Source organism: Aminobacterium thunnarium, from assembly GCF_055390565.1.
Map to the genome: position 1 here is coordinate 1,693,107 of NZ_AP042412.1, position 20,913 is coordinate 1,714,019.

Below are 20,913 nucleotides of genomic sequence, written 5' to 3' on the forward strand. Positions count from 1 at the left end.
TGACATCTTCCTTTGACTCAATATTTTTTTATTGTAACGAGTATCAAAAAAAAGAAAAAGCCCCTTTTATAGGGGCTGAACAAACAAACTGGTATCTTTCTATTTCCGACTCCCAGGTTTCTTAAAAGGAATCTCTTTAGCACACATAGGACATTCGTCTGGTCTATATACAGGAAAAGAAACATTCCAAAGAGAGAGAGGTTCATGGGAAAGAATATGTTTTCCACCACTTCTATCAACAATACAAGCTGTTGCTACCCATTGAGATCCGTGTTCCTCCATAAGTTCTCCAACTTCTTTCACTGATCCACCTGTTGTTATAACATCTTCTACGACAACCACTTTTGCCTTTTCAGGAAAAGGAAAGCGCCTCAGGCTCATTTTCCCCTCTTCCCTCTCACAGAAAAGGAAGGGAACATCCAATGCCCTGGCCACTTCATGACCAATAATGAGTCCTCCAATAGCTGGTGAAATTACTACTGTCGGCTGAAATTTTTCCACCAATCGGGCTATCTCTTTACCTGCAAAAGCTGCATAGGCAGGAAAACGTAAAAGGAGAGCGCATTGCATATAGTTGGCACTATGTAACCCTGAAGTCAGGAGAAAATGTCCTTCTAGAAGAGCTCCACTATCTCTCATCATCTCTTGAATTCGTTCTTCTACTAATCCTCTTTCCATTGCAACCCCTCCTTTATTTCATTCACAATAGTATGCAGCGCCGCCAAACGATCAGGAGCTTTTAAAATTGGGCGGCCAACAACAAGAAAATCAGCCCCAGCCATAATGGCTCCTTTAGGATTTGCAGTACGAGCCTGATCATCCCCTCCTGCTGAAGGACGAATGCCAGGAACAACTTTTATTAAATTTTTGCCTTTCGTTTCATTTATGATGGGCAAGTCAAGGGGAGAACAGACGAGGCCATCAATCTCTGCATCAGCGCAAACTGTAGCTCGGGCCTTCAGAGCATCAGACATCGCGCAACCAGGGGTAACTTCCTCCCAAAGTTCGTTATTCATACTTGTCAAAACTGTAACTCCCAAAAGATTCATTTCACCGCCGACCTTGTCTCTACCAGCCTTAGCATCTTCCAGCATAGCTCTGCCACCTGCACCATGAAGAGTCAAAGCCCATATTCCCTCTCCGGCTAAAGCTTCAACAGCCATACGAACAGTATTAGGGATATCATGAAGTTTCAAGTCGAGAAAGACCTTATAGTCCATAGTCATTATCTCTTTTAAAAAAGGAATTCCGCCTTTTGCATAGAGCTGGTGACCGATTTTAACGTGTTTTAGCTCTCCCTGTAACTCGGAAAGCAGTTGACGGCATTCAGTTAGGTTCTCTACATCCAAAGCAAGTATCAACTTGTTTTGGGCTTCGTTTATCATCTAAAAAACTCCTTTCTGAGCGCGGGCTTGCCCCTTAAGGTCACGAAGATGTTTGACCTCATGTTCAATTAAATAGGTATTCAGCCCTTTACATATAAGGGACGGGATATCAGAGTGAACGAACATTGCCGTTCCAAGTTCTACAGCGCTCGCTCCTGCAAGAACCATAGATAAAGCGTCTTGCCACGTAGTAACACCACCACACCCAATAACAGGAATGGAAACGGCTTCACAAACCTGCCAAACCAAGCGCAGCGCAAGAGGAAAAACAGCCGGCCCGGAAAAACCGGCGAAGGTTCTGTTAAAGACAGGTTGCCGCCGATTAATATCTATAGCCATTCCAAGCCACGTATTCGCTACGACAAGGGCATCTGCCCCTGCATCTTCAGCAGCTCTCGCTACTTTTTGTGGATCGTGAGCCTGAGGCGTAAGTTTAACAAACAGCGAACCCGGCCAGACCGATCTGGCTGCAGCTACTGCTTCGGCAGTACTTTCAGGATGGACGCCCCAAGCCATACCATCGCCATCCACATTAGGACACGAGATATTTAATTCCACACCCTTTACAATGTCACTTCTTTCAGCAAGAGCTAATAACGTTTTTTGCGTATCCTCTATATTTTCCATAACGACGTTGACTAAAAAAGGCATACCGCCTTCGTGAATCATGGGAAGAGAATCATTCAGGAAAGAAGAAACTCCAGTATTTTGAAGACCTATGCTATTGAGCATACCGCACGATGTTTCCCATACCCGCATTCCTTTATTGCCACGACGGGCTTCATAACTTACAGCTTTTGTGCAAAGAGCTCCCACACCATCGAGATTTTTACGACTCCAGAGAGGGAGGTCATACGGCCAGACACCTGAGGCAATAATGATTGGAGTTTCTATATTTATGCCGGCCAGAGTATCTGCTAATCTATTCCACGTCATTCCAGTCAACCTCCCCCGCCAAGAAAAACGGACCATCTACACATACTCGTTTAGGTCCCTTTGCAGTGGTAATTACACACCCTAAACATCCCCCAATGCCACAAGCCATCTTCATATCAAGGCTTACTCTAACCTGATCGCCCTGGTCGTTATATTTTTGTGCAATGGCTTTCAACATGGGAAATGGACCACATGTCCATATTTCTTGATCTCTTTCGAGTCTATCTGGCAAAGCGACAAGGACATTTCCTTTGAGACCTATTGTTCCATCATCGGAACATACTTTCAGATTAGAGGTCTTTTCCTTTACATACCTTGCAAATCCCTCCCAGCCTTCGCCGGGAATTCCAAGTACAAACTCATGGCTTTTAAGTTCAGGAAAACACTGCAGTGCAAAAAGGAGAGGTGCAGCTCCTAATGTACCAGCTACAAAAAGAATCTTCTTTCCTGAAGGCTTCTCTAGATATCCATTCCCTATTGGTCCTCGCAATGTCGCTTTTGTTCCTGGAGGAAGAGTAGCTAGAAGATTCGTAAATTTTCCCACTATCTGAAAGAGTACCGTAATCGTATCAGCTTCAGTAGCGGCTATTGCAAAAGGACGGCCTAATAAGGGATCGAGAATTCCTGGCAAACGAACCATAACAAACTGCCCTGGTTTCGCTGAAGAAGCCACGGAAGAACAGTGAAAAACCACTTCTGCAACTTCGGAACTTACAGAACTGACTTTTAAAACCGTTGCATTATGATCTATTCGATCCATTATCTTCTCCTCTGTCAAAAATTTTTCCCTCAAGAATGGTCATAACTGGCCAGCCTGTTAAAACTTCTCCATTCCATGGAGTCATCCGTGCTTTACTTTTCCATGTAGAAACATCTACAACTTTCGATTCATCAAGATCGATAACAGTCAAATCTGCAATTAAACCTTCTGCTATATGTCCAAGTTTTTGCCATTCTTCTGGAAGTATGGCTGCCGGCCCAGAAGTAAAGAGTTCAAGAACCCTTGCTAAAGAAACTGGCTGCCCCATTTTCAACCATGTATCAAGAACAACGGCAACTGAACATTCAAGAGATGCTATGCCAAAAGGAGCTTCCTGAAAAGGAAGATCTTTCTCATTTTCGTGCCAGGGAGCATGGTCGGTAACAATAGCGTCAATAGTTCCATCAGCTATGGCAGCCCAAGCGGCTTTCACGTCTTCCCGACTACGAAGAGGAGGATTGACTTTATACACAGCATGGTATCGGCTGACAATTACGTTGTTTTCATCAAGAGAAAGATGATGAGGTGTAACATCGCATGTAACAGGCAATCCTTCCTTTTTAGCCGCTGCGATAGCTTTAAAGGCAAGAGCCGTACTTACATGAGTGAAGTGAATGGGAGCGCCTGTTTCTCGGCACAGAGCTATTCCCCGTTCAATATCGATATATTCGGCAGAATGAGGAAATCCTTTTAGGCCGCTCAGGGCAGAGATTCTACCTTCGTTAACCTGGCCTTTTTCCGTTAAGGAAGCTTCTTCCGGATGCTCCATAATAATAGCACCAACATCCTGGCTATAGAGAAGGGCGGTTCGTAAAAGTTTGGATGTTTTGACGGGAGCCCCATCGTCTGTGAAAAGAACGGCTCCTGCCTCACGAAGCAATCCTAGCTCTGCCAAATACTCACCTTTTCTCTTGTGGCTTATACACGCTCCTGGCAAAACTCTTGCGCCTCCGGCACGACGACCCTTTTCAGCAATATATTCTACAAGGGATGGAATATCAATTACAGGATCAGTATTAGGCATGGTAACAACAGTCGTATAGCCTCCAGCTGCTGCGGCTTTAGAACCGCTTTCTATATCTTCCCGCCACTCGAAGCCTGGATCTCTAAAATGTACATGTAAATCTATGAATCCTGGAGCAAGAACTTTCCCCTCCAGGTCAATAACCTTCATATCATCAGTTACATCTATAGTCTCTGCTATTTTTTCTATCTTTTTCCCCGCTACAAAAACATCGGAGACCTCTTCTCGCAATTCTTTCCCATCGAAAATCCGGGCATTTTTAAACAGAATCAATTGCGTACACCTCCCAGGCAAAGGTAAAGCAAGGCCATTCGAACAGCCACACCGCTTCGTACCTGTTTCAAAATAATGCTCTTCTCTCCATCAGCAACGGAAGAAGCAATTTCAACTTCTCTGTTTATGGGGCCAGGATGCATTACTATAGCATCAGGTTTTGCTAAATCCATAAGTTTTTCTGTCGCTCCATATCGTCTGTGGTATTCGTCAATGGAAGGAATCAACCCTTCTTCCTGGCGTTCTTTTTGTATTCTAAGGAGGTAAACCATATCAGACCCTGATACGGCTTTTTTCGGATCAGCCTCGTAGGCAACACCGAGCTCTTCATGGCACAGGGGCATTAACGTTCTTGGTCCTGCAAGAACAACTTCAACTCCCATTTTGCGGAAAGCCTGAATGTCGCTTCGCGCAACTCGGCTATGAAGCACATCCCCAACTATAGCCATTTTCCTGCCTTCCAATTTTCCAAGATGCTGTCTGGCAGCGTGGAGATCGAGAAGGGCCTGAGTTGGATGTCCATTTGTTCCGTCTCCTGCATTAAAGACAGATGCCCTATGAAGTTTGCGTGCCAGATAATCTGCTGCTCCCACTGCCGAATGGCGCATAACTACAGCATCTGCTCCCATAGCTTCAAGCGTCCAGGCTGTATCTCTCATAGTCTCGCCTTTACTGACACTTGAACCAGAGGCCGACCAATTGACAACATCAGCCGAAAGCATCTTTTCTGCAAGTTCAAAAGATACGCGTGTTCGCGTCGAGTTTTCAAAAAAGAAATTGACAATCAGTTTTCCACGCAACGCCGGAACTTTTTTAATAGGACGATTCATGAGTTCTTCCATATAATCTGCCTGTTCAAGGAAAAACTCGAGCTCTTCTCTGGTCCAATCCTCCAGCGAGATAAGATGCCTATGTCTCCACTGCATCACTCTACTCCCCCATTTCGTTCACAAATCACTACTTTATCTTCGCCATCAAACTCTTTAACTCGAACTTCTACTGTCTCTGTTTTAGAGGTAGGAACAGTTCGACCTGTATAATCAGCCTGTATAGGAAGTTCACGATGTCCACGATCCACAAGAATAACCAGTTGAACGCGATCCGGACGCCCTAAATCCATGAGAGCATCCAGAGCTGCACGTATAGTTCTTCCCGTATAAAGAACATCATCGACAAGAATGAGTTTCTTTCCTGCAATATCAATTGGTATAGATGTACTATGTACGATGGGTTGTTCTTGTAAAGTTGTAATGTCATCACGATAGAGCGTTATGTCAAGTTCTCCAGTTGGGACCTTAACTCCCTCTGTTTCCTTAAGAATACTTCGAAGACGTGCCGCCAAATATACACCTCGTCGCTGAATCCCCAGAAGGACAACATCTTCAAGCCCTTTGTTTCGCTCAACAATTTCTACGGCAATTCGCCGAAGAATTCGCTCCATATCTCCTTCTGTCATGACAACCGCTTTTTCAATAAGATTCATCCCCATCCTCCTTTTCCTTACAGAGCAAAAAAACAAGGCCATAAGCCGTTTTCACGGCCCATGGCCTTGTTACGATTCTTTATTCTTCCCAAAATAACACCATCTCTTTTTACCATTTCTCAGAACCTCCCTGATGTTCTGAGAAAGTGTATCAGGAAAAAAGTCTTAATGCAAGCGGTTGCACAATTAATTTTTATTCAAATTCTTTAAGCATAACCTTAAATTCTTCTTCTTTCCCAGACAGTATGTGATAAACATGATCGTCTGTCGGGAATTTCTCCGTTTTCACATCTTCAACATATTCTTTAAAGGCTCTGATCTCCTCTGCCGCTACATTAGCATACTTCTTTACAAATTTTGGCGTGAATGCCTCAAACAACCCTAACATATCGCCGCAAATCAAAAGTTGACCATCGCAAGGCAATCCAGCTCCAATAGAATAGACGGGAATGGTAAGTTTCTTCGCTATAAAGGCCGTCAGCTCTGGGGGAACAGCCTCAAGTAAGAGAGCGTAAGCTCCAGCTTCTTGTATAGCCAATGCATCTTTGATAAGCTCCCGAGCACTTTCAGGATCTCGTCCCTGTGCCTTAAACCCACCAAGCTGTCCAGAACTTTGTGGAGTTAATCCAATGTGCCCCATTACTAAAATACCAGCATCAGCTATAGCTTTTATTCGGCTCCAAACTCGTCGTCCGCCCTCAAGTTTTACAGCATCCATATCCGCTTCTTTTAAGAAGCGTCCAGCATTCCTAACAGCATCCTCATCGGAAATCTGATACGACAAAAAAGGCATGTCTCCGATACAAAAAGTATTTGGAGCTCCACGACGAACAGCCTGACAATGACGAATACAATCATCCATGGTCACAGGAATAGTTCCTTCATATCCAAGAACAACCATACCAAGAGAATCGCCCACAAGAATCATATCCATTCCTGCCTGTTCAACAAAAGATGCTGTCGGAAAATCATAGGCTGTAACCCAAGCCACTTTTTCTCCACTGGCTTTCATTTTTACAAAATCCAGTCGCCCTTTCTTCTTTGCCACTATCAACCGCCTCCTCTAGCTATTTATATACTTTATTCTCGATAACCAAGTCGTTTTGAAACATCTAAAGAAGCTATACGCAGCCCCTCAACTAGTCTTTTTTTTGCTTCAGAAGTGAAAGCTCCCTCCACCCCTGAGGAACTCATTGCTGCCACAATTTTTCCCAGATGATCTTTTACAGGAACCGCCACACAGCACAATCCCAGTTCAAGCTCTTGATTATCCTCGGCCCACCCTCTTTTTCTTACGTTATCAATCTCTTGAAGAAACTTTTCTTTTGTTTTTATCGTATATGGCGTAAGGGAAATTAGAGGGAAGGCAATGATTTCTAAGATTTTAGAATCAGGCAACTCAGAAAGAAGAACTTTTCCGGCTGCAGTGCAATATAGAGGTATCCTTTTGCCAATATGTGAATAATGAATATGTTGACCTTCAGGTTCTACTTTTTCAACATATACACCTTCATCCCGATCTCGAATAACTAAATGAACCGTTATATGCACCTTTTTCGCAAGAGCAGCCATTATAGGTTGCGCACAGAGACGAATATCCAAACTATGATGGACAATGCTTCCAAGCTCTAAAAGTTTTAAGCCAGGCGCAAAGTAGCCAGGAGATGTTGTTTCCTTCAAGAAACCATGCTCTACAAAAACTTTAAGAAAGCGATGAACTGTCGATTTGGGGATAGAAGTACATAAAGCAATTTCCGACGCTGTTCGTTGTGGATGAGAAAAAGAAAATGAGGAAAGAATAGCAAGAGCCCGATCAAGACTTTTAAAAGAAGGGGAAGCTTTTCCTTTCATTAAATCTTCCACCTCGTCTCATATAATAAGAATTATTTCCCATAATATGAGATTGTATCATATTTTGAATATCTTTTCTATTGAATATTTTTATATACAAACAAAAGAGACACTTAAAAGTATCTCTTTTGTTTGTTAGTATCCCTAATATTCCAAAGATTCGAGCCAGTCAAGAATATGTCGAGCTAATGCAACACGACTATCTGAGTAAGCATGATCAGTATCCATAATTATTTCCTTTAGACCTTGCGGAGTAGTTCGTTTCAAGGCTTCTACAAAAGGAAGATGATTTGTTCTCAAAGGGGTAATATTATCTTTTTTTGCTCCTATCACAAGAATATTACGCTTCTTAAAATGAGGAGCAGAGTTGACAATATCCCATTCATGCAAATGATTACGCAACTCTTTCAATAACATATCTTCGTTTGTCCCCTGAAGAGGTGGGGTACATACTTGAAGCAATAGATCCAATTTCTTCTGACTTTCAGGATCATTTAGACTGTTTCTAGCATCTAACCCTGGATTCCAGCCTGAAATAAAGCAAAAATCACGAATATCAGAAATAAAATCAGCAACTTTTGCCATAGCAAAGCCGCCCATACTATGACCGAAAACAATAATCCGTTCGGGGTCTACACCATAGTTCTTCTGTGCGAAATCACTCTGCAAAAAACGAACGGCATGAACCGAATCGGCAACAACATGAGAAAAAGAATAGGTACCCTGACTTCCCCAACAGCCTCTATAAGAGAAAACCATCGTATTGAATCCTGCTCGTCTTAAAATTTGTGCAAGGTCAAGGTTTTTTTCCGTTCCAGGAAAACCGTGAAGAAGCAAAATCGTAGGGTGAGGCGGCACACCCTGGGCAATATAGATGACACCATAAAGATGACATCCTTCCGAAATAAAATCGATAGCCTCTACGGAAGGAGGAAAACGCCAATCTACAGTTTCAGGATCGATACCGATGCAGGGACGATACATAAAGAGATCACCTCTCGTTTCCTTCGTTTATATATCGAAAACACTTACAACAGGCGTATGATCTGATGGTTTTTCCCAACCTCGTGGCTCTCGGTCTACATAACAATCTGTAGAGCAATCAGCGAGGGAGGATGTAGCAAGAATATGATCTATTCTCCATCCGATATTTCGTTCAAGGGCATTTTTTACCCGATAATCAAAAAATGAAAATTCCCCTTCTTCAGGCCTATATTTTCTAAAGATATCGACGAAACCCCAATCTTTTACTTCTTCAAACTTTTTCTTAATATCCTCATGAAAGCAAACGTGGTCTCTCTTCCGCTCCGGACTTGTCACATCAATATCTGTAGGGGCAACATTCATATCACCAAGCCAAACTACTTTCTCATCAGTAGAATATTCTCTCTCGAAGAGAGCTTTCAGGCGATCAAAAAAACGCATCTTATAGAGATAATCAGGGTGATCTATAGCTTTGCCCTGCGGTACATACGTATTGATAATATGGACACCGCAAATCGTTCCTCGAACTATACGACTTTCAGGATCGGGAGATTCGCCGTCTTCAAAACCAAAGTGGGCATTTCCTATCGGATGGGTGCTCAAAAGAGCAACGCCGTTATAGGCTTTTTCTCCTCTGAAAGAGGCGTTATATCCTATACTCTCAAAATCTGAAGCGGGGAAAAACTGATCCTCAGTTTTAGTTTCTTGCAGACATAGCACATCCACTCTGTTATCATGAAGCCACTTAGTCAATACATGCATTCTGCTTCGAACTGAATTAACGTTAAAAGTTGCAACCTTCAATAAGGCCATAATATCCACCGCCTTCTCGTAATATGCTTCTATTTTACACAATCTCGGGAATGAGGAGTGTTGGATAACAATGAAGAAGAATTTCTGGTCGGATTCTTTAGGGAAAAAGGTTTTTACGATGCTCCTTATTACTAGTTTTATCATCGTATTTGGCATTATAGGTATGCACTTTATAGTAAACCTTTCGTGGATAGATTCTCTCTATTACACCATAATTACACTTTCTACAGTCGGATACGGCGCTCCTGAAAGTCTCTCTGGAGCAGAAAAAATATTTATTGTCACTTTAATTTTACTTGGCATGGGAATTGTAGGATATGTACTTGGGAATATGGCACAGCTTTTAGTGAGCGAAAAAATCGTAGCTCTTTTAGGTAAGGGAGGGGACAGACGAGTGGCTCAACTTTCAGATCACTGGATTATTTGCGGATTAGGACGTTATGGCTCAGAAGTTGCTCATTTTCTTTCAGCTGACAACATTACCTTTGTTGCGCTGGAGATAGAAGAAGAAAAAGTATCGGCTGGACGCGAACAGGGATGGCTTGTTCTTCACGGCGATGCAAGAAATGAAGAGTGTTTGAACAAAGCCGGAATCGCCGTTTCCAAAGGAATGATTGTTGCCCTCGGAGACGATGCCGATAGTGTCTACACCGTTCTTACGGCTCGTTCATTAGCCTCAAATATACGAATTGTAGTGCGAGCAAATGACGCCGGATCAGTAAATGTCCTCTATAGATCCGGCGCCGACAAAGTTATTAACCCTGTTTTGGCTGGCGCCGCTTCAATGGTACGAGCTTCTCTCCAGCCATCTGTAGAAGATTTTCTCGAACTGGTCAATATTTCAAGAAAGCTTGATCTTGATTTTGGAACAGTGCATATCACTTCAGGAAGTTTCATGACTGGAATGACTCTCTCTGAAGCACCTTTGCGTTCAATTTACGAAGCAAATGTTATCGCCGTTATTAGAGAAGGCGGAAAAATCATATATAATCCAAGCGGCAATCTTCAACTTGAGACCAATGATCACCTTATAGTCTTTGGGCAACGAAAACAAATTGCGAAGCTTCGGCATGATATTACTCTTCCAGAACAGTCACATTCTCAGGAAGAGCTCTTTGTTTCTCATCCGATTCAAGAACAAAAGTAGTAAGAAGCTCAGAAATTGATTCGGCACCACAGCTTACACCTTCGGCTTCCCTTGCAACACTTTCTGAAGCAGAAACTGTCTCTTCCGAAGCCTGACGAATGGTTGAAATCATTTCTCTGATACGAAGAGCCGAGGAAAGAACCTGCTCAACAGACTCTTTCATTTCTTCTCCTGAAACCGCCTGATTTTCAGCCAAAGAGGCCAGAGACTGAATTATAGTATTAATTTTTGAAGTTTCTCCCAAGGCTTCTGTGAGACCCTCTCTTGCATGTCGAGCTCTTTTTACCGTTTCTGCCATTATTTCTCCTGTCTCTTGAATAGATTGAACTGATAAAGATGCATCCTTTTGAAGGTGCTTAATCTGACTCTCAACATTCCGTGCAGCAGTTGCCGATTCCTCTGCCAATTTTCTAACTTCATCTGCGACAACGGCAAAACCTCGCCCCGCCTCTCCTGCACGTGCAGCTTCAATAGCCGCATTTAAAGAAAGAAGATTCGTCTGATCTGCAATTCCTGTTATCACACCAACAAAATTTGATATCCCCTCAATGGAAACACCAAGTTTTGCTATTTGCTGCTCTGTGCTTTTCATATTTTCCCCTACAGATTGAATAGAAAGAATAACTTCTTCCACTTTGCTTGCAGCTTCAGAGGAAAGAGTTGACGCGACTTCCGACGTTTTAGCAGCTTCCAAAGAAGAACGAGCTGACTCTTCAGCGCTACTTGCTACGCTCTTCACAGCCTGCTCCGCCTGTGATAAAGCAACACCGCTCTCTTCAGAAAGAGAGGTAAGCTCTTCTATAGTACTTTTAATTTCTTCCATTGATGCTGTGCTCTCTTGAGAAAGGGCAGCTAAATTTTCTGCTCTTTGAGTAGCGTTATCTGTATTTTCCCAAATTTCGGTTAAAGCCTGACGAAGAGAATCCACCATCGCTGATAGCGCATCTGCCATCTGTCCAAATTCATCACGGCTTTTTATTGCAAAATCCTCCCTGGAAAAGGAAAAGTTTTTATTAGCCCCTAACTCAGCCAGAGAAACAACATTTTTTAAAGGTGATGTTATTGACGAAGAAAGCTTCCAACCAGCGAAAAGACTTCCTATAACCATACATAAAGATGTTATGAGAATAAAACGAAGTGCAGAACTGTTCTTTACTGCAATAAGAGGACCAAGCTCATTTTGTAAACTCTCAATACGTGCTCGAAGAGAAGAAATTGCTCCATTCATTTCAGAACTAATACTTTCCATTTTTTCTGAACGGATTGACCGCCTTTCCTCATCTACTTTGACAAGAGGCGAAATCGATTCTTCAAGTAATTTTTGTGCTTCCACAAAATTTTCGAAATGGCTTCGAGACTCCTCGTCAAGGGCCATCATATCGAAAAGGGGAAGGTATCCAGATAAATTGACCATTTCTTTTTTGAGATTATCAATATAGGAAAGATCGCCCGTCTGAAGAAAACGAACTCCTTCCGACTTGGCAAGCAATAAGCTGCGAATCCCCAGCCCTGCATAATAAGAAAGACTTGCGTTCTGATTTTTTTCTGCAGCCACCATCATTGCTGTCAACTCTTGTTCCATTGTTTCACTGGGGCTGATAAAACCTGTCTGAGAAAGTATGTCAAGATCATCGTTGAGTTGTACGGCGGTTTGAAACGCTTCATCGTAAGAAGAAAGATAGGATAAAAGTTGTGATGTTTTCTGTTTTAACTCCTCCGACTGGAGTTTATCTTTTAACAATGGAAGGGAAGTTTGCAGTTCAGACTGAATATCTCTATACTGAATTTGATCGTCAATGCGTCTAAACTCTATATATCGATTCGCAGTTGTGGCCATAACCATCAAATCTCGTTGTATGCGCGCACTTTCATCGCTAATAGTCGCTAAATACTGATATTGGTACAGTCCATCTGACGACTGATTGAGTGATCGGAAACTAAGCCATCCAACAAGTACCATCAGAAAAATCAACAGCATGAAAGTTATCGCAATCTTGCGCGATATACTTCCATATTTCATAGGCTATCCCTCCAAATAATATTAGACTTATTTTTTACGTGACAATAAAGCTAATCCAATAAAAATGAGGAAAATACCAAAAAAAGAAAGCATTGAAAGCCGCTCTCCTAAAAGAAAAACTCCCAATAAACATGCTGTCAAAGGTTCTGTTAGCGAAAGTGTGTAAACTTTCGCTACTGGTATCCAGGCAATACCAATAGAGAAAAGAACATATGGCAAAGCTGTAGCAACTATTCCAAGATGAAGAGCTACCCCCACCCCCTTCCATTCGGAAAGCCATGAAATATTAAAAAGGAAAAGAAGAGGTATAAGAAAAAGAGCTCCGCCACAAAGAGTAATTGCAGCACTTTCAACAGGCCCGTGAGAAAGCCTCAGACCTTTGAGCCCAATACCACACACGGCATAAGAAAAAGCTGCGCCTAAGGCCATAAAAATGCCTAAAAAACTGGCTTCTGCCTGAAAAGACACCCCTTCCATACTTAAAAAGAAGCATCCGACAACCGCTAATATTGTTGAGAAATACCACATCTTTTCCGGTGGTTCTTTATAGACAAAATAGCCGAGTAAACCTGCCCATAAAGGGGCACTCCCAATAGCAACCATCGTTCCTACGGAAACTCCGGTGAGTTTCACTGCAGCGAAGAAAAAAAACTGGAAACCAGCCATACCTAAAGCAGCAGGTAAAATATGCTTCGGAAGCCACGGTCCTTTAATCCAAGAAATTCCTCTTCTCAGCAACAAAAGCAAAAAAAGGATTCCGCCTCCCACAGCAATTCGTATTGTTCCTACTGTGAAAGGGGAAGCTCCGAGAGGTGCAAAGGCCTGAGCAGTTCCCGAAGTTCCCCAGAAAACACCAGCCAGAAGAACCAGAACGGAACCAATAATATTCTGGCTGCTGACTATTTTTCTCACGAAATCGCCTCTTTCTACATATCGGTCAACGACTCCATATCAACGTAATCTGCGCGGTTAATTTGACCATGCCACAATTCCCCCTTGAGGAAAAGAGCTACATTCTCAGCCGCAACCTGGCATGCATCGGCCATAGCACCAATAACATTATTTGAATTATGAGGAGACCCTAGAAAATTAGGAAGGTCGAAAAAAGGATAGTTTATCTCAAATGTACCTCTCCCCCATGTAGGTTCGTTCCACCAGACGTCAAGTCCGGCCTGAAACTCTGGGAAAAGCTTCAAATGTTCATACAAATCCTTTTCAACTACGAGAGGAGCTCTTGCTACATTAATAAGGATAGCATCTTTTTTCATTATTAACAGTTGCTCACGACCTATTAAATTTTTCGTCTGTTTCGTAAGAGGGAGGGTCAAGACAACAACATCGGCATTCTCTAATACATGAGGAAGAGAATGTAATGTACCAACATAATCAACAGAATCTGTCGTCTTCCCACTCGTGTTAATAGCCATAATTTTCATTCCTAACGCTTTAAATAAATGAGCCGTATGCCTGCCTATGCCGCCATATCCGATAATTCCTGCTGTAAGTCCCTTTAGATTTCTCAAAAACAATGATCGTTGATCAAATTCTCCAGAAGCAAGCTTCATATGTAAAGGAACCAGATGTCGAGCCAAAGCCATGGTCATAGACAAAACGTGCTCAGCAATTTGATATGCCCATCCGCCTGCATTGCATGCAATAGCAACATGCCGAGGAATATCCGTAAAAGGAAGATAATCAACACCTGTTGAGATCGTCTGCAAAAGTCGAAGATTTTCTAAAAGCGAATACTCTCCTCTCTCAATCTCTTTATTAAAAAAGAAAGAAAGAAGTACATCTGCTTCTCTCAAAATGGCGCGCCGACTCTCTCTATCTGAATCTTCAAGGTAAACAACCTCAGCTACATCTTGAAGGGGAGCTTCAATCCGCTTACGAATTCCCGCTTCTATAGAACTAGTCACGACAACAGAACTCAACTCTTTTTTCATAGTGCAACCTCCCTTTACACATATACTTGATACAGGTATTTGTATCATACACTATTGTCGACTCTTTCTCTTATATTGTAGAACCTATGCGATAAGTGTATAATTTACTTAAATTATAATATTTCGATTGTGTCAGGAGGGATATAGATGTCATCTGAATGTTTTGAAATGAAAGATGCCCTCAAATATGGAATTCACGCCGAAATCGAAGCGAAAAACTTTTACTCTCTTTGGGCCGATAATGTCACAGAAGAGCATTTAAAAAAGGAATTATTAGAACTTGCAGAATGGGAAAATAGCCACGAGGAAGATTTAAAGAAACTTTACTTTAAGATGTATGGGGAAGAATGTCCTATTGATCCAGAAATGGTCGTTTCCCCAGAACTAAAAGTTCAAACAAAAGATTTTGGTGAGGTAACATCTCTTCTCAGAATTGCTGGAGCTGCATATCTGTCAGAAATGAGAGCGATGGAATTTTATGAACGCCTCGCCAAAGAGAGCAGCGGAGAGTCCGCTGTTATGTTTAACAAGCTTAAAGATATGGAAAAAGGACATATGGATATTACCAAAAAACGCTATATGAAGATTCGTGAAGATGTTGTAGGATTCAGAGCTTTTTAAAGAACATCACAGACACAAAAGTAAACGACATAAAAGGGAAAAGGGAAACTTTCTTGTTGAAAGTTTCCCTTTTCTTCTTTATTCAATGTAAACGTATTTGCACCTGCTTATACGTTAGATGCTGCCTCTTTTTTTAACATACGACGCAAAACTTTCCCTGTACTTGACAGAGGGAAAGCATCTATAAACTCTACACTTCGCGGAACTTTGTAATGAGCTAGATGTTTTTTACAAAAATCTATAACTTCACGAGGGGTCAAGGATTCTCCCTGTTTTTTCTTCACATAGGCCTTAGGAACCTCTCCGTTCACTTGGTGAGGAATTCCTACAACAATCGCCTGTTCTATAGCTGGATGGGTCTGCAAAATAGCTTCTACTTCCTGAGGATACACATTAAAACCACCAACAATAATAATATCTGTTACGCGGTCAAGAATCTGAACATACCCATCAGAATCAACACGTACATAATCTCCCGTGTTAAACCACCCCTCTTGGAAGCGATCTGCAGACTTGTCAGGATCTCTGAAATATTGAGAAGTTACAGAATTTCCCTTAACCCAAAGCACACCTTCACCGGCAGAAGTTACGTCTTCTCCTGATTCATTTATCAGGCGCCATTGATAACCAGAAATGAAGGGACCAACCGTTCCTAACTTTCGTTCTTCATAAGAGCGATTTACACAAACAACTGGCGAACATTCAGTAAGACCGTACCCTTCAAGAACCTCAACTCCCAAGTATTCTTTCACTCGTGAATCTAGTTGCACATTCAATCTATCTCCACCACTTATAACAACTTTTAAACCTTCAGGTTTGGGAGCACCATGATCGATAGAAGAAAGAAGAAATGTAAGCATGGTCGGAACAACTAAGAGGACATTTGTTTTTGAATGGCTAATGGCCTCAAGCGTCCTATGGGGCGGTAGAAAAGAAGGTAATATCGTCTGTAGCATTCCGCACAAAAGAGGCATAAGACCAGCGACGGTAAAACCAAAAGAGTGAAAATTAGGCAAAACATTAAGAAAAATATCCCCTTCCCTCAACTCTGTTAACTCCTTGAAAACCGTAAGGGCATTGTGAAGAAGGTTTTTATGAGAGAGAGGAACTGCTTTAGGAAGACCTGTCGTTCCAGAAGTAGCAAATATAACGGCTAATTCTTCATCTCCTCTTTGAGAAGGTCGACCTTCCAAAGAACCCAAAGATGAGTCGAGAGGAGATATATACCAAGGGAAACCATTATCAGTAAGAGCTTGTTGCAAATCATCCATCTCGGTGCCAAGAATGACAGCAAAGGGATCTACAAGTTTGAGAATTCCCATAGATGTAGGAACCCCAGCTCTTGTATTTATCGGAACAATAGCTCCGCCTAAAGACCACACAGCTAGCGATAAGGCTAAAACCATCGGTGAATTTGGCATCATTACCGCCAATCTATGTCCTTTACCAAATCCACCCTTTTCGAGATTATCTTTACAAACAGCTGCGAGATCAGCTAATTTCCGTCCAGTCCACCATTCATCATTCCACCAGAGAACAGGCTGATTCCAATCTTTTTGAAGCCTGTTCATAATCCTATTTTCGAGCCGAAACACCATTTCCGTCATACTAGCCTCCAGATAAAGAGTGTCCAGTTTACAAAATATCACTGGCCGGTGACAATTTTACTGTGAAATAGGGAGAAGATCAAAAGGAGAATATAGAGCAAATATGTGATAGGATTTCGTTACAATAAAAAGGAGGTTTTCTTTTGAAAAACTACACTGATTATCTCAATCTCATCGACACCACAATAGATAAATACATCGACTCTATCTGGGAGCTAAACCTCTATATGGCCTCTCATCCAGAGTTGGGAGAACAAGAAGTAGAAGCCAGTAAAAGAATGCACGATTTTCTTCAAGGAAGTGGATACAAAACAACGCTTCCCTACTGCGATATTCCCACTTCCTTCTGTGCGGAAAAAGGAGATACTGGCCCCTCAGTAGCTCTTTTAGCTGAATATGATGCTTTGCCGGAAATAGGTCATGCGTGTGGACATTGCCTTCATGGAAGTATGTCATTACTTGCCGGACTTGCCCTTTCTCCTGTTCTTGACCATGTGCCAGGAAAAGTTTTTGTTATTGGTACACCTGCAGAAGAAACAAACGGAGCAAAGGTAACGTTGGCAAAAGAAGGAGTTTTTGACTCTATTGACTTGGCTATGATGATTCACTGCAACGATGTTACTAGTTACGTAGATTACCGATCATTAGCAATGGATGCCATCGAATTCACCTTTGACGGCCAAACTGCTCATGCAGCAGGAGCTCCATGGGAGGGACGCAATGCTCTTAATGGAGTGCAACTGTTTTTCCATGCTATCGATATGCTCAGACAACATGTCAAACCAAGTGTAAGAATGCATGGAATCGTTTCTCACGGCGGAGATGCTCCTAATATTGTTCCAGACAAAGCCAGTGCCAAATTTTATTTTAGAGCTCCTGAAAGGAAGTATCTCAATGTTGTTTTAGAAAAGATCTTTAATTGTGCCAAGGGAGCTGCTTTGGCAACAGAAACGACTGTACACTGGCGAAATGTAGAATTCAGCTTTGACGAGATGCGCCCCAATAAAGCAGCAGAAAAAATGCTGGGAGAGATTTTTACAGAGTGCGGTGTCGCCACGATAAACTCACCTGGCCCAGGCGGATCCAGCGATATGGGTAATGTAAGCCAACACTGTGCGGCTCTTCAACCACTCCTTGCAATTACAGATGTATCGACACCACATCATACGAGATCTTTTGCTAAAGCTGTCACAACACCACAAGCCAAACAAGCATTAAAAACCGGAGCTGAAATTCTTGCAAAGGGAACTTTGCGTTTCATCCTTAATACTACACTTCAAGAAGAAATCAAAAAAGAATTTAATTCATATCGTTAACACATTAAGGGGCATTCGTATTTATGCGAACTGCCCCTCTTTTCCCTATCATGAGAATAATGTATTTTTTATACCAAATATGCCCTAGGTCCCATTGACAGCCATTTTTGCTAGTGATAAGCTCTTTTTCAAGAGATAGTGATTGAGATAACATTCTCAAGGAGGCGCTACCATGTGGGATCATAAAATATCAATTAATGAGATTAGAGAGATTAGAACAAAAACAACTGCCTATTTTGGCGTTGGAGCTATTAGAAAAATTGATGACATTATGGGAATTCTTTCTGCTCAGGGAATAAAAAAGGTTCTCTGCGTTACAGGACGCGGATCATATAAAAAAACAGGTGCCTGGAATTATGTCAGCGACGCTTTTAATAAGCATGGCATCGAACATGTACTTTACGATAAGATAACACCGAACCCAACAGCAGATGCTGTAGACGAAGCAACACAGATAGCACGCGATTTTGGAGCACAGGCAGTTATAGCTATAGGCGGTGGAAGCCCCATAGATGCAGGTAAAAGCGCAGCTATACTTCTGGAATATCCCCAAGAAAATGCTCGTTCTTTATATGAGTTGAAATTTGCGCCAACAAAAGCCGCTCCTGTTATTGCTATAAACCTCACCCACGGAACAGGTACAGAAGTTGACCGATTTGCCGTAGTGAGTATTCCTGAAAAAGAATATAAGCCAGCGATTGCTTACGATTGCATCTATCCGTTGTATGCTATTGATGATCCAGCTCTCATGACTGGTCTATCTCCAGACCAGACTCGTTACGTCTCTATCGATGCAGTCAACCACGTTGTGGAAGCAGCGACATCGGCAGCAGCAAGCCCCTACTCCATACTTTTAGCTCAAGAAACAGTACGTCTTGTTGCAACATATCTTCCTCAGGCATTACAACATCCTGAAGACTTAACTGCCCGCTATTTCCTGCTCTACGCATCTCTAATTGCAGGTGTAAGTTTTGATAATGGGCTTCTTCATTTCACTCATGCTCTTGAGCATCCTCTTTCTGCTGTAAAACCAGATTTAGCTCACGGCTTGGGGTTAGCTATGCTTCTTCCAGCCGTTTTAAAACAAATCTATCCGGCACAGCCAGAAGTACTTGCCGCTCTTTTTGCCCCTGTTGTCGATGGATTAAAAGGAATTCCGGCAGAGGGTGAAAAGGTAGCCCTCTCCGTAGAAAAATGGCTCTACTCTCTGGGAGTAACATCTAAACTTGCCGATGAAGGATATACAGAGAACGACCTTGATCGTCTCACCGAATTGGCCATGACAACACCGTCCCTTGATGGGTTGCTCGCGATTGCACCTGTACCAGCATCAAAAGAAGTTATTCGAACCATTTATAAAGACTCAATGAAGCCTTACTCCACCAAGTAAGATATTACGCATAGAGAGGGCGGCATCCCCAACCGTCCTCCAACAACGAAACCGGGGAGACCACCCTCTCCCCGGTTCCCCCTGTTTTAAAACATTTTATTTCTTACTGTATCCATCGACTTCAAAAGGAAGATCTATAACTTCATTTCCTTTTACCGAAAAAACTTTTTGCCAATTTGGCGAGTATCTTATTGGACAAGAAGGATTACCCTCTCCATCTTGCCATTGAAGAGGGAGGTCATACTCATCGTATAATACTGTTATCTCCCGTTTTTCCTTCATAAAAATTTTAAAAAGATTAAGTTCGTCAAGTCCAAAAAATTCATCGCAATACCCCTTGGCAAGCGAAAGAACGTTTCTGGGGATATGATCATAATCATCAAGTAAAATGGAATAAGGAGCAACTCGTATTCGTTCAGCTCGAAGAGGAACCCAAACTACCATCAGGTCTTTTTTGCCATTATGTTCCGGAAAAAAAGAAAAGGCACGATATACCTTCTCTGACATATAATACGCCTCCTTGTTTTATCCTCTATTGATAAAGTACAATTTCTACATCCTAACAGAAAGTTTTGGTGATTAATATGAATGACGGAGATCTTAGAAACCTTACACGTCAACTCATGGATGGAGCCATAGATCAGAATCTATTTATTCAAAGAATAAAAAGCCTTCCCTTTCAAGATCTAGGAGAAGTTAAACTTGATACACACAGAGCCCTGCGTAAAGGCTTTGCTGAGATCGTCTACTGTCCCGGCAAAAGTGACGAACAACTTCAACAAATAGCTAAGGCTCTTTCGGAAACACAAGAAAACGTTCTTTTTTCACGAGCAACAACACATCAATTCGACATTGTAAAATCTCTTCTTGAGGATGCTCAATATCATGAAAAAGCTCGTATGATTGGAATAAGACGTCGAGATATGGGAAAAAAGCCAGGGCTTGTAGTCGTAACTGCCGGTAGTAGTGATGTTCCTGTTGCTGAAGAAGCAGCAGTTACGGCTGAATATATGGGATGTGTTCCGAAACGACTCTACGATGTGGGAATAGCAGGTCTTCACAGACTTCTTGCCCATGTAGAAACCCTCCAGTCAGCAAAAGCTATTGTTGCTGTAGCCGGTATGGAAGGTGCTCTCCCTAGTGTTCTCGCAGGTCTTGTATCATGTCCTGTCGTCGGAGTTCCCACAAGCACAGGGTATGGAGCTAATTTAGCAGGCATGGCCCCTCTTCTAACAATGTTAAATTCATGCGCTTCCGGCGTTGCCGTTATGAATATTGATAACGGTCTTGGCGCCGGATTCTTTGCTGGGAAGATAGTCTTACAATCAGCCTAAAATAAAGATGAGGGCAAAAATAA

Annotated in this window: 21 protein-coding genes; 5 read left to right on the top strand and 16 right to left on the bottom strand. The window is 42.2% G+C overall.

Annotated features, from left to right (window positions below):
- Positions 1 to 99 precede the first annotated feature (99 nt).
- The 11 genes from pyrE to xth form a co-directional block, all read right to left on the bottom strand.
- Positions 100 to 678, bottom strand: a complete 579-nt coding sequence (gene pyrE, locus ACZ5GY_RS08440; protein ID WP_464111748.1) for an orotate phosphoribosyltransferase — start codon at positions 676 to 678, stop codon at positions 100 to 102.
- Positions 663 to 1,385 (bottom strand): orotidine-5'-phosphate decarboxylase, encoded by a 723-nt coding sequence (gene pyrF / locus ACZ5GY_RS08445; RefSeq protein WP_213691650.1) that lies wholly within the window; start codon positions 1,383 to 1,385, stop codon positions 663 to 665. Before pyrF ends, pyrE begins: the two co-directional genes overlap by 16 nt.
- The gene (locus tag ACZ5GY_RS08450) at positions 1,386 to 2,321 is read right to left on the bottom strand and encodes a dihydroorotate dehydrogenase (RefSeq protein ID WP_464111749.1); all 936 of its coding nucleotides are present in this window, start codon (positions 2,319 to 2,321) and stop codon (positions 1,386 to 1,388) included.
- The gene (locus ACZ5GY_RS08455) at positions 2,308 to 3,081 is read right to left on the bottom strand and encodes an iron-sulfur cluster-binding protein (protein ID WP_213691648.1); all 774 of its coding nucleotides are present in this window, start codon (positions 3,079 to 3,081) and stop codon (positions 2,308 to 2,310) included. Before ACZ5GY_RS08455 ends, ACZ5GY_RS08450 begins: the two co-directional genes overlap by 14 nt.
- On the bottom strand, positions 3,062 to 4,378 hold the full coding sequence (locus tag ACZ5GY_RS08460) for a dihydroorotase (protein ID WP_464111750.1): 1,317 nt from the start codon (positions 4,376 to 4,378) through the stop codon (positions 3,062 to 3,064). Before ACZ5GY_RS08460 ends, ACZ5GY_RS08455 begins: the two co-directional genes overlap by 20 nt.
- Entirely contained in the window at positions 4,375 to 5,304 is a 930-nt protein-coding gene (locus tag ACZ5GY_RS08465; RefSeq protein ID WP_213691675.1) for an aspartate carbamoyltransferase catalytic subunit, read from the bottom strand. Before ACZ5GY_RS08465 ends, ACZ5GY_RS08460 begins: the two co-directional genes overlap by 4 nt.
- Entirely contained in the window at positions 5,304 to 5,861 is a 558-nt protein-coding gene (gene pyrR / locus ACZ5GY_RS08470) for a bifunctional pyr operon transcriptional regulator/uracil phosphoribosyltransferase PyrR (protein ID WP_213691646.1), read from the bottom strand. Before pyrR ends, ACZ5GY_RS08465 begins: the two co-directional genes overlap by 1 nt.
- A 193-nt stretch (positions 5,862 to 6,054) precedes the next feature.
- Entirely contained in the window at positions 6,055 to 6,909 is an 855-nt protein-coding gene (gene panB / locus ACZ5GY_RS08475) for a 3-methyl-2-oxobutanoate hydroxymethyltransferase (protein ID WP_464111751.1), read from the bottom strand.
- A gap of 32 nt (positions 6,910 to 6,941) precedes the next feature.
- On the bottom strand, positions 6,942 to 7,712 hold the full coding sequence (locus ACZ5GY_RS08480; RefSeq protein ID WP_213695856.1) for an IclR family transcriptional regulator: 771 nt from the start codon (positions 7,710 to 7,712) through the stop codon (positions 6,942 to 6,944).
- Between the two features lie 144 nt (positions 7,713 to 7,856).
- A complete protein-coding gene (locus tag ACZ5GY_RS08485; RefSeq protein ID WP_213690002.1) occupies positions 7,857 to 8,696 on the bottom strand; it encodes an alpha/beta hydrolase family protein in 840 nt (279 codons plus the stop codon).
- A 27-nt stretch (positions 8,697 to 8,723) separates the two neighbouring features.
- Positions 8,724 to 9,509, bottom strand: a complete 786-nt coding sequence (xth, locus tag ACZ5GY_RS08490; RefSeq protein ID WP_464111752.1) for an exodeoxyribonuclease III — start codon at positions 9,507 to 9,509, stop codon at positions 8,724 to 8,726.
- Positions 9,510 to 9,579: 70 nt separating this feature from the next.
- Here xth and ACZ5GY_RS08495 point away from each other — a divergent pair, with 70 nt between their 5' ends.
- On the top strand, positions 9,580 to 10,656 hold the full coding sequence (locus ACZ5GY_RS08495; RefSeq protein WP_464111753.1) for a potassium channel family protein: 1,077 nt from the start codon (positions 9,580 to 9,582) through the stop codon (positions 10,654 to 10,656).
- Here ACZ5GY_RS08495 and ACZ5GY_RS08500 read toward each other — a convergent pair.
- From ACZ5GY_RS08500 to ACZ5GY_RS08510, 3 genes are read right to left on the bottom strand one after another with little or no spacing between them, the layout of a single operon-like run.
- Complete coding sequence (locus ACZ5GY_RS08500) at positions 10,586 to 12,676, bottom strand: methyl-accepting chemotaxis protein (RefSeq protein ID WP_213695857.1); 2,091 nt, start codon at positions 12,674 to 12,676, stop codon at positions 10,586 to 10,588. The genes ACZ5GY_RS08495 and ACZ5GY_RS08500 overlap by 71 nt on opposite strands.
- A 27-nt stretch (positions 12,677 to 12,703) precedes the next feature.
- The gene (locus ACZ5GY_RS08505) at positions 12,704 to 13,588 is read right to left on the bottom strand and encodes a DMT family transporter (RefSeq protein ID WP_213690005.1); all 885 of its coding nucleotides are present in this window, start codon (positions 13,586 to 13,588) and stop codon (positions 12,704 to 12,706) included.
- Positions 13,589 to 13,602: 14 nt separating this feature from the next.
- Positions 13,603 to 14,622 carry a 2-hydroxyacid dehydrogenase gene (locus ACZ5GY_RS08510; RefSeq protein ID WP_213690006.1) on the bottom strand — a complete coding sequence of 340 codons (1,020 nt, stop codon included), beginning with the start codon at positions 14,620 to 14,622 and terminating at the stop codon, positions 13,603 to 13,605.
- A gap of 147 nt (positions 14,623 to 14,769) precedes the next feature.
- Here ACZ5GY_RS08510 and ACZ5GY_RS08515 point away from each other — a divergent pair, with 147 nt between their 5' ends.
- On the top strand, positions 14,770 to 15,243 hold the full coding sequence (locus tag ACZ5GY_RS08515) for a ferritin family protein (RefSeq protein WP_213690007.1): 474 nt from the start codon (positions 14,770 to 14,772) through the stop codon (positions 15,241 to 15,243).
- 107 nt (positions 15,244 to 15,350) lie between these two features.
- Here ACZ5GY_RS08515 and ACZ5GY_RS08520 read toward each other — a convergent pair whose 3' ends face one another.
- On the bottom strand, positions 15,351 to 16,850 hold the full coding sequence (locus ACZ5GY_RS08520) for an AMP-binding protein (protein WP_307879800.1): 1,500 nt from the start codon (positions 16,848 to 16,850) through the stop codon (positions 15,351 to 15,353).
- A gap of 143 nt (positions 16,851 to 16,993) precedes the next feature.
- Here ACZ5GY_RS08520 and ACZ5GY_RS08525 point away from each other — a divergent pair, with 143 nt between their 5' ends.
- Both ACZ5GY_RS08525 and ACZ5GY_RS08530 read left to right on the top strand, forming a co-directional pair.
- A complete protein-coding gene (locus ACZ5GY_RS08525) occupies positions 16,994 to 18,166 on the top strand; it encodes a M20 family metallopeptidase (RefSeq protein WP_213691742.1) in 1,173 nt (390 codons plus the stop codon).
- A gap of 172 nt (positions 18,167 to 18,338) precedes the next feature.
- Positions 18,339 to 19,556: an iron-containing alcohol dehydrogenase gene (locus ACZ5GY_RS08530; RefSeq protein WP_213691743.1), complete on the top strand. Its 1,218-nt coding sequence runs from the start codon at positions 18,339 to 18,341 to the stop codon at positions 19,554 to 19,556.
- Positions 19,557 to 19,652: 96 nt separating this feature from the next.
- On the opposite strand, the gene ACZ5GY_RS08535 is transcribed toward ACZ5GY_RS08530, so the two are convergent.
- On the bottom strand, positions 19,653 to 20,063 hold the full coding sequence (locus tag ACZ5GY_RS08535; protein WP_213691744.1) for a hypothetical protein: 411 nt from the start codon (positions 20,061 to 20,063) through the stop codon (positions 19,653 to 19,655).
- A 77-nt stretch (positions 20,064 to 20,140) separates the two neighbouring features.
- Here ACZ5GY_RS08535 and larB point away from each other — a divergent pair, with 77 nt between their 5' ends.
- Complete coding sequence (larB, locus tag ACZ5GY_RS08540; RefSeq protein WP_213691756.1) at positions 20,141 to 20,890, top strand: nickel pincer cofactor biosynthesis protein LarB; 750 nt, start codon at positions 20,141 to 20,143, stop codon at positions 20,888 to 20,890.
- The last annotated feature ends 23 nt before the right edge of the window (positions 20,891 to 20,913 follow it).